General features: G+C 72.2%; 4 protein-coding genes and 3 pseudogenes. 3 read left to right on the top strand and 4 right to left on the bottom strand.

Features of this window, described 5'->3' with window-relative positions:
- Both ABZ281_RS30575 and ABZ281_RS30570 read right to left on the bottom strand, forming a co-directional pair.
- Positions 1 to 924, bottom strand: a pseudogene (locus ABZ281_RS30575) (phosphoketolase); the annotation flags it as partial.
- Between the two features lie 157 nt (positions 925 to 1,081).
- Positions 1,082 to 2,887, bottom strand: coding sequence for an RICIN domain-containing protein (locus ABZ281_RS30570; protein ID WP_356660697.1), 1,806 nt, complete (start codon positions 2,885 to 2,887; stop codon positions 1,082 to 1,084).
- A gap of 352 nt (positions 2,888 to 3,239) precedes the next feature.
- Here ABZ281_RS30570 and galU point away from each other — a divergent pair.
- Positions 3,240 to 4,186: pseudogene (gene galU / locus ABZ281_RS30565) on the top strand (UTP--glucose-1-phosphate uridylyltransferase GalU).
- Positions 4,187 to 4,310: 124 nt separating this feature from the next.
- On the opposite strand, the gene ABZ281_RS30560 reads toward galU, so the two are convergent.
- Positions 4,311 to 4,748: a DUF4442 domain-containing protein gene (locus ABZ281_RS30560; protein WP_298555936.1), complete on the bottom strand. Its 438-nt coding sequence runs from the start codon at positions 4,746 to 4,748 to the stop codon at positions 4,311 to 4,313.
- 175 nt (positions 4,749 to 4,923) lie between these two features.
- Here ABZ281_RS30560 and ABZ281_RS30555 point away from each other — a divergent pair, with 175 nt between their 5' ends.
- On the top strand, positions 4,924 to 5,931 hold the full coding sequence (locus tag ABZ281_RS30555) for a hypothetical protein (protein WP_356660695.1): 1,008 nt from the start codon (positions 4,924 to 4,926) through the stop codon (positions 5,929 to 5,931).
- Positions 5,932 to 6,000: 69 nt separating this feature from the next.
- Here the strand turns inward: ABZ281_RS30555 and ABZ281_RS30550 are convergent, their stop codons facing one another.
- Entirely contained in the window at positions 6,001 to 6,333 is a 333-nt protein-coding gene (locus tag ABZ281_RS30550; RefSeq protein WP_356660693.1) for a hypothetical protein, read from the bottom strand.
- A 106-nt stretch (positions 6,334 to 6,439) separates the two neighbouring features.
- On the opposite strand from ABZ281_RS30550, the pseudogene ABZ281_RS30545 reads away from it, so the two are divergent.
- Positions 6,440 to 6,956 (top strand): annotated as a pseudogene (locus ABZ281_RS30545) (MFS transporter); the annotation flags it as partial.
- Between the last annotated feature and the right edge of the window lie 67 nt (positions 6,957 to 7,023).

The following is a 7,023-nucleotide window of genomic DNA, read 5'->3' as shown; positions in this document are numbered from 1 at the left end:
GCCCTCGACGGGTTCGCCGTCGACCTCGGCCGGGCCGGTCCAGCCCTTGGGGGTGCGCAGCACGATCACCGGCCAGTGCGGGCGCTCGGCCACGCCGTCCTCGCGGGCGGCGCGCTGTGCGGCGGCGATGCGGTCGAGCGCGGTGTCCATGGCCTCGGCCATGGCGCGGTGGACGGTGGCCGGATCGTCGCCGGCGACGTGGATCGGCTCGTGGCCGTAGCCGCGCAGCAGCGCGTCGAGCTCCTCCTCGGGAAGGCGGGACAGCACGGTCGGGTTGGCGATCTTGTAGCCGTTGAGGTGCAGGATCGGCAGGACGGCACCGTCGTGGACGGGGTCGAGGAACTTGTTCGCGTGCCAGGACCCGGCCAGCGGGCCGGTCTCCGCCTCGCCGTCGCCGATCACGCAGGCCACCAGCAGGCCCGGGCTGTCGAGGGCGGCGCCGTAGGCGTGGGCGAGGGAGTAGCCGAGTTCGCCGCCCTCGTGGATCGAGCCGGGCACCTCCGGGGCGACGTGGCTGGGCACGCCGCCGGGGAAGGAGAACTGCCGCATCAGCAGCTCCATGCCCCGCGCGTCCCGGGAGGCGTCCGGGTACTTCTCGCTGTAGCTGCCCTCCAGCCAGGAGTTGGCGAGGACCGACGGACCGCCGTGGCCGGGGCCCCAGATGCACAGGGCGTCGAGCTCACGCGCCTTGATCACCCGGTTGAGGTGGGTGTGGACGAGGTTCAGCCCGGGTGAGGTGCCCCAGTGGCCGAGCAGCCGCGGCTTGATGTGCTCGGGCCGCAACGGCTCGGTGAGCAGGGGGTTCGCCAACAGGTAGATCTGACCGGCCGCCAGGTAGTTGGCGGCCCGCCAGTGGGCGTCCAGCGTGCGCAGTTCCTCGTCGGTTAGTGCGGTCCTGCTGTCCTGGCGCGGGGCCTCGGGCATGGGTGACTCCCTGGGTTCTGCGGGCGGCCTCAGGAGGAGTACCAGTTTGTTCCGGTTCGATGCCAGGCGCCTCTCGGCCACGCTTCGCCGGCCGTGCGGTCCCGGCCGCAGATCCCGTGACCACGGGGTCGCCCACCCGGGCGACCCCGTACCCGCTCTACGGCAGTGCGACGGAGTGCACTGCCCTCACGGCGTCGGCCGCGGTCGCGGTCGCCGGGCCGAGGACGTCGGTGCCGGGCGTCGTGGCCGCCTCGTGAACGCCGGGATCGGTCTCCTCGCAGCAGCCGACCTGCGCGGACCTCGGCTCGTAGCGCTCCTGCGGCAGATCCCGGGGCTCGGTGTCCGGCGGCACCGGCGGGACGTCGTCGTGCGGTCGCCGCGTGCGCTGCCCACGGTTCTCCCGCGGAGCGTCCTCGGCCCGCTTCCGCCGGGACTCCCCCGAGCCTCCGGGCGCGGCGGCCGGTTCCAGCGCCCAGCGTTGCGCCTCGGACCCGTCGCGCCCGGTGACGATCACGTCCCGGCCCTTGCCGGGGGCGACGGCCAGCCCCTTGCCGCCGCGGGGCAGGAGTTCGCCGCGCACGGTCAGGTCGTAGCGGACGACTCCGGCGTGCACGAGGCAGCCGGCCAGGACGACCGAGCCCTCGGCCGTGTCCGAGCCCAGGCACAGGGTGGAGTCGGCGGCGCTGCGCAGCACGCCGTCGTCCTGGTACGACCACTGCTGGGACCCACCCGCGGAGCAGGCGGCCAGCACGATGCGGGCGTCCACCAGGATCCGCCCGCCCAGGATGTCGAGGCACCGGCTGTCGTCGAGGTTGCGCAGCCGCACCCGGGCCACTTCGGCGGGGCTGCCGACGGAGGCGGCCGACGGGGAACCGGCGGACGAGGACCGTGTGGAGTCGGGTCCCACGGCCGAGGCGCCCGCACTGTCCGGGTCGACGGAGTGACCGCTGACCGCGCCCCAGGTGACCTGCGGATCGACGGTGCCGCTCTCCTCCGTCCAGCCCCGGGCGGCGAGCAGGGTCGCGAGCAGCACGAGGGAGGTCACCCCGATCGCGGCGGCCAGCGCCTTGGTGTGCCTTCTCGGCGGCAGCTCGCGGGACCGGAGGCGATGGCGTCCGCCCGCGGGCAGGGTACCCCGCGCCTCGCCGCGGCCCGGCCGTGATTCCAGGTAGCGGCGGGCGCCCCAGCCGAGCACCGTCTCCACGAGCAGGTCTTCCAGACCGCCCTCGAAATGACTGAGCTGTTCGGCGGCGTGACGGCAGAAGCGGCAGGCCATGAGATGCCGCTGCACATCCGGCAGCAGCGCCCCGCCGCGGCGCATGGGAACGTCCAGCAGGCGGTTGTAGTAGCGGCATTCCCGCGTCGGTGCGAGTTCCCGGTGCGCGCGTACACACCCGGTGCGGAATTGTTCGCGCGCCTGCTCCAGGGCGGTCGACGCGGTGGCGGCATCCACCCCGAGCAGACCGGCCGGTACGGATATGGACTCGGCCTCGACCTCCGTGTGCCAGAGCAGGCATTGGGAAGCCCCCGGAAGGCCCCGGAAAGCACGCTCCGCGAGGCGCCGCCTTTCGGGTGTCTCCGGCCGGGCGGCCCGCAGACCCCGGGCGCCGACGGTTTTGCGGAGTTCCGGCAGGACTGTGGAAATGCCGTCGTCGGCGGCCCACTCCCCGACCGTCTCCCGGACGGCCGTGAGCAGCCGCGGACGCAGGGCGCCGCCGCCCGGCCGGGCCAGTTCCCTGCGGAAGGCGGCGGCCGCCGCCATCGACGCGGAGTCCTCCGAGGACGCGAGGCAGATGACGGCGTATTCGTAGACCGCGCGCCAGTGCCTCGCCAGCAACAGCGCGACGGCACGCGGCCCTTCGGCGGGTTCGCCGACCCGGGCGAGAAGATTGCGATCGGACTCCGCGGGCCCCGCTCCGGGTCGTGGCGGGTACGGCGGGCGTGGGGGGTTGGGGGATTGCACGGAACCATTTCCTTCCAGCCGCAGAACGGCATGCGAATTGCGCGTCCGTCGGAAAGCAGGTGCGTGATTGGTGCATACCTACGCCGCGTCAGCTGTGGACTCGACTGTGAGGCGGCTCACTTTCGCACATGCGACTGACAGGTAACAAGGAGTTCGGATGACCCACGTTCAAAACGAGGGGAATTCAGATATGTTACCGGCGGTATCCGTACCGGTTTTCGAAAACCATGGCCGCCGAGGGCCGCAAGTTGTGTGCAGCTAAAGGCGGTTGGTCCACGAAATCTCCAACTCCACAGCGCCCTCCCATGTGGCTCTCGGCGCGCTCTCATCTCCGCGCGCCGGCATGAACCGCATGATCGCCCCCCGCCCTTCCAGCCCGGCCGCCCCGGCCCGCAGCGTCCGCAAGGCGGTCGTCCCGGCCGCCGGTCTCGGCACCCGCTTCCTGCCCGCCACGAAGGCGACGCCCAAGGAGATGCTGCCGGTCGTCGACAAGCCCGCCATCCAGTACGTCGCCGAGGAGGCGGCAGCGGCGGGGCTCGACGACGTCCTGATGGTCACCGCCGGCACAAGCGGGCCATCGAGGACCACTTCGACCACGCCTTCGAGCTGGAACAGGCGCTCGCGGCCAAGGGCAACACGGTACGGCTGGACGCGGTGCACGAGCCGGCGCAGCTGGCGAGCATCCACCACATCCGCCAGGGCGACTCGCTCGGCCTCGGCCACGCCGTGCTGTGCGCCCGCCGCCATGTCGGCGACCAGCCCTTCGCGGTCCTCCTGGGCGACGACCTGATCGACCCGCGCGAGACCCTGCTGCGCCGGATGCTCGACGTCCGCGACCGCCTGCTGGGCAGCGTGGTCGCCCTGATGGAGGTCCCGCCGGAGCAGATCCACCTCTACGGGTGCGCCGCCGTCGAGCCGGCCGGCGAGGAGGACGTCGTCCGGGTCACGGGCCTGGTCGAGAAGCCGGCCCGGGAGCACGCGCCGAGCCGCTACGCCGTCATCGGCCGCTATGTCCTCGACCCGGCCGTCTTCTCCGTCCTGGAGCGGACCCCGCCGGGCCGGGGCGGTGAAATCCAGCTGACGGACGCCTTGCAGGAGCTGGCCGCGGGCGGCACGGTGCACGGAGTCGTCTTCAGGGGCCTGCGCTACGACACCGCAGACAAGGCCGACTACCTGCGCACCGTGGTCAGGCCGGCGTGCGAACGGCCCGACCTGGGGCCGGAGTTCGTCGCGTGGCTCAGGGGGTTCCTCGGTGAGCTGGACGGAGCGCGCCCGGGGCACCGGGATGTGGCGGCCTGACATGCGAAAGCCCCGGCACCCGGCCGCAGGAGCCCACGCTGCCGTCTGATCAGCCGTCGGGCCGCGGGACCCGAGCGACCGTCCGACCGGCCGTCGGGCCGCAGGAGCCCACGCGACCGTCTGATCAGCCGTTGGGCCGCAGGGTCCACACCACGACCATCTCGCCGGTGACGGCACCGTCGGCCCGCTGGATGGCGATGGTCACCGGGAACTCGGGGCGCTCACCGGCGTCCAGCTGCGCGACGACCTCGGTGGCCGGGCGGCCGAGGGTGGCCGTGGCGGTGACGGCGCCCATCGCCAGCTTCTTGTAGGAGATCTCGGCGCTGACGGCGAGCGGCACGGCGCGCGAGAGCTGGTCCCCGAACGCGGCCAGCACGATCGCCCCGCTGGCGGACTCGCCGAGCGTGAACATCGCGCCGGCGTGCGGGCCGCCCACGTGGTTGTGGTACTCGCCCTGGTCGGGCAGCGACACCACGGCCCGCTCCGGCGAGGTCTCGAGGAACTCGAGGTTCAGGGTGCGGGCCATGGGCACCGTGGCGGCGAGCATCTCGCCGATGGACATCTGGTCTGCGCTCATGGCCGCATGTTACTCACGAGTAGAGACGGCTGGCCAGGCCGGTGTGACGACCGCCGCATCAGTCCTCACGACATCCACACCGGCCTGGCCCCGGATTGCTACGTCTCCGTCCACGGGCAGTGACCGCAACGTGTCCGGAGCGCGGCTAGGGTGGCTGCCCATGTGGCCAGGACAGCAGCCGCCCGGGGGCGAGCAGAACCCGCAAGCGAACAACCCGTACCAGCAGCCGGGGTACCAGCAGCCGAATCCGTACCAGCAGCCGGGGTACCAGCAGCCGAATCCGTACGGGCAGCAGCCGCAGTGGGGCGCCCCCGGGCCGGCCGGCGCACCGCAGCCCCCGCAGGGCGGTGGCGGCGGCAGCCGGACGAAGCTGGTCGCGATCATCGCCGCCACGGCGGTGGTCGTGGCGGCCGGTGTCACCGGCTTCCTGGTGCTGGGCGGCGACAAGGACGACACGGCGGACGGCGGCAAGAAGGGCAAGGACGGCGCGACGTCGTCGAGCCCGGCCGAGGAGCCGAGCACGCCCGCCACGGGCGACAACCCCCGCGGCGGCGAGGAGGCCAAGCCCACGGTCAAGGGCTGGAAGGTCGTCATCAACCCAAAGTGGGGCACGGCCTTCGACGTCCCGGCCGACTGGGAGGTGGCGTCCCCGACGTCGTCCGTCTTCTTCGAGGACGAGAAGTCCGACGACGGCAAGCCGCTGATCACCATGTCGGCACCGGCGTTCTACAAGTCCAAGTGGTGCACGAGCGACGAGAACAAGGACGGCAGGACCGAGACCGAGTCCCTGGCCGGGGCGGGCACCAAGGGCGCCGACGGCGCCAAGGACACGGACGAGGTCGCGGTCAACCAGGTGGCCTGGTGGGTGTACGGCGGCTACACCCAGCCGGACAAGAAGAGCGTCAAGACCGACGACAAGGCCAAGCCCTACACCACCGCCTCGGGCGTGAAGGGCAGCGTCGCCTGGGCGCACTCGGAGAACACGCCCGACAAGGGCAAGTGCGCGAGCGACGGCAAGGCGATCACGTTCGGCTTCAAGAACTCCGCCGGCGACTTCGTCGCCTGGAGCTTCTTCGGTGCCAAGGGTGTCAAGGGCGAGGTGCCCGAGAAGACCGTGCTGAAGATCCTCAGCACGGTCCGGCTGCACGGCGAACCGACCGGCGGCTGACCGGTACAGGAACGGGCCCGCACCGGAAACAGGGGCGGGCCCGGCTCACCGGAGCATCATGACCGGGCGTCAGCCCTTCAGGTACCCGCGGTAGACCCAGCGGCCCGAGAGGGAGTCCTCGTCGACGCGGCGGCTGCCGGTGCAGACCCAGGGGTTGCCCGAGGAGTTGGTGCAGTCCCAGCAGGCGTGCACCTTGTTGTCCTTGTAGACGTAGCCGACCACCCTGGCGTTCGCCGAGAAGCTGGAGTGAACCGCGGTCTTCTCCTTGACGACCACGTGGTCGTGGGACGTCGGCCGGCACGCGAAGGCACCGGCCGCCGAGGCGGACCCCGCGCCCATGAGAGACAGTGCGGCACCGATGAGCGCCGCCGTGGCCAGCAGCGTCGCAGAGCGGTTGTGCATGTTTTCTGCCCCGATTTCAAGGTCAAATCAAGATCAACTTAGCTTTGCGCCGTGACGCCGCGCTAACGGTTTGGCACGACGGGCCCTCGGCGGCGATAGTCGGCCGGTGACGTCCCCGACCGCCCCCTCCCGGAGCCCCCGCAGACCCGCCTGGGCGGGCCGCAACCACACCCTGCTGACCGCCGCCGTCGTCACCGGCCTGGGCAGCCACGGCGCCCTGGTCGCGGCGGCGCATCGAAACGGGCGGCGACGGCGGTGACGTCGGCCTGGTGGCGGCGGCTCGGACCCTGCCGCTGGTGCTGTTCCTGCTGATCGGCGGCGCCATCGCGGACCGGCTGCCCCGGCACCGTGTGATGGTCGCCGCCAACGTCCTGAACCGCCTCTCACAGGCCGCCTTCGCCGCCCTGGTGCTGACCGGGGAGCCCCGGCTGTGGCACATGATGCTGCTCGCCGCGCTCGGCGGTACCGGCCAGGCCTTCTTCGGGCCGGCCGCCGAGGGCATGCTGATGTCCTCGGTCGAGGGCGAGCACGCGGGTCGCGCGTTCGCCGTGTTCCGGATGGCGGTGCAGGGCGCGGTCCTCGGCGGAGCCGCGCTCGGCGGCGCCATGGTCGCGGCGATCGGGCGTTTTCCTCGGTCGCCGACCGTCTCAAGGCGATGCAGCAGCAGATGACGTGGCTGACCCTCATGAC

The organism is Streptomyces sp. NPDC006265 (assembly GCF_040613555.1).
GTDB lineage: Bacteria > Actinomycetota > Actinomycetes > Streptomycetales > Streptomycetaceae > Streptomyces.
Note: the sequence above shows the minus strand (reverse complement) of the source record. Positions and strands in the feature narration are given on the sequence as shown.